The 1,982-nt window shown below is 45.7% G+C and carries 1 protein-coding gene; it reads right to left on the bottom strand.

The genetic code is table 11. The annotated features are described in order from the left end of the window. Positions 1-1,908: chloride channel protein (locus tag AC1F2U_RS34625; protein WP_480265257.1), on the bottom strand; the 1,908-nt coding region annotated here is incomplete at its 3' end. Between the last annotated feature and the right edge of the window lie 74 nt (positions 1,909-1,982).

Genomic DNA, 1,982 nt, shown 5'->3' with positions numbered 1-1,982 from the left:
AACGATAATCACTTGTAGGCATTCTATTTCGTAATTGCGATCTTTGGCGATCGCAACTGCCATTTCCAATAAAGTCTCGGCTGTCTGAGGATGTGAAAGTGGTACTAGTAACCGTCCTTTACCTGTAGCCGGAGCGCGAGTTTGGTAAACCACATAAGAAGGTGCTGATTTACGTTCTATTTGTTCGCTATTACCACTGAGTTGCTCTGCTTCTACACGGATAATATCACTACGAGTAATAATTCCTATGAGCTTGCGATTTTCTGTAACGGGTAAGCAGCTGAGATGATAACGATTGAGTATATGCAGTACATGAGCTAGTGTAGCTGTGGGAGTTACTGTCACTGGCTCTGGTGTCATAATCTCGCTAATAGTTGTATCTTTGCCTAATTGTTCTGAAGCAATATTAACTAAATCTTTCTGAGTGACAATACCAACAACTTTACCATTCTCTAAAACCGGGAAGTTGCGATGGTGAGAGTTGGAAAATGCCTGTACTGCTTCATCAGTACTCATTTGGCTAGAGAGAGTTTCCACACGCCGTTGCATCACATCTACGGCACTCAGTTGCGCTAGAAGTCCCTCTGTGCTAGGCTCCTTGGTGATGTGAATCCCTTTCCACTCTAGTAGAAGGTCGTAGAGCGATCGATGGTCAATTTTTTCTGCTACTAAATAGGCAACCACAGACGCAATCATTAGCGGTAGCACTAGATTGAAATCTGTTGTCATCTCAAATACAATGACGACTGCTGTAATTGGTACTTTGGAGACAGCGCTAAAAAAGGCAGCCATGCCGACATGAGCATAGACTGTTGCAGCACTCATTCCCAGTAAACTGTGTTCGACAGCACCCACTAAGTAACCAAGGGCAGCTCCCAAAGCCAAAGTGGGAACTAGTAAACCCCCTGGTGCTCCAGAGCCGTAAGTAAAAATAATTAGGATAAACTGAACTAAAAGAGCGATCGCTGCAAATGACCAGTTAGTATTACCCGCAAGCAAAATTTCTCTTAACCCAGCATGATCGCGAAAGGCAGCAGGTAAAAAGGCGATCGCCCCACCACTCACTAACCCAGCAATTCCAATTCGCCAGGATAAACTCAACCTTACCAAGCGGCGATTAATTGCTAGACTCTCAAGAATACCTTTATTAAATACAATGCCTAAAAGTCCCGCCAGCACTCCCAAAATCAAGTAGAAAGGGATTTCCTGAGCGAAGAAAGTTGTATCGGGAAGACCTAAATTTAGATGATTCAGATCCAGGTTGTGACTACCATAGAGCCGGGAAATGACTGAAGCGATGAAAGAAGCCAAAATCGCAGTACCAAGAGTGATACCTGACACATCTTGCAGTAATTCTTCCACTACAAAAAGCACACCTGCGATCGGTGCATTAAAAGCCGCAGCTAATCCCGCCCCGGCTCCGGCGGCGATTAGTTGGCGACGATGCTCTGGTGAAGTTGGCGCCCAGTTACTAAGTTGATTTGCCAAAGCTGCCCCAATTTGGACAGTCGGCCCTTCACGTCCCAAAGGCATTCCCGAACCCAACACTAACGTAGCGCTGATCAACTTTACCAAAGCAATTCGCAGATTTAATGGCATCGGTACGCGAGCCAATACCGCTTTCACTTCCGACATCCCACTACCTGATGCTTCCGGTGCAAAACGCTCTACTAGCCAACCAGCTAAAAGTCCCCCTACTAGTCCAATACTTGGTAGCACCAAATAGGCAGGCCAATGGTAAGAAATACGCACTCGCAATGCGCCTGCCCAATCCACTGCCTGTCCTAACAGAACTGCCGCTAACCCAGAAACTAGACCAATCAGGCAAGCTTCCACGAAAGCCAAGCGCCTGGGTTGAACCAACTGACGGGAAAGCCTCAACCAGAGAATTTTACCCCTGGCTAACATATTTTTAGCAATCACTTGTCATTAATGAAGGTATATAAATGTCTGAAATGTCTTACCGTTCACCCTATTCATAG

It is taken from the genome of Nostoc sp. LEGE 12454, from assembly GCF_056620565.1.
This window is presented reverse-complemented; position numbering and strand designations above follow the sequence as displayed.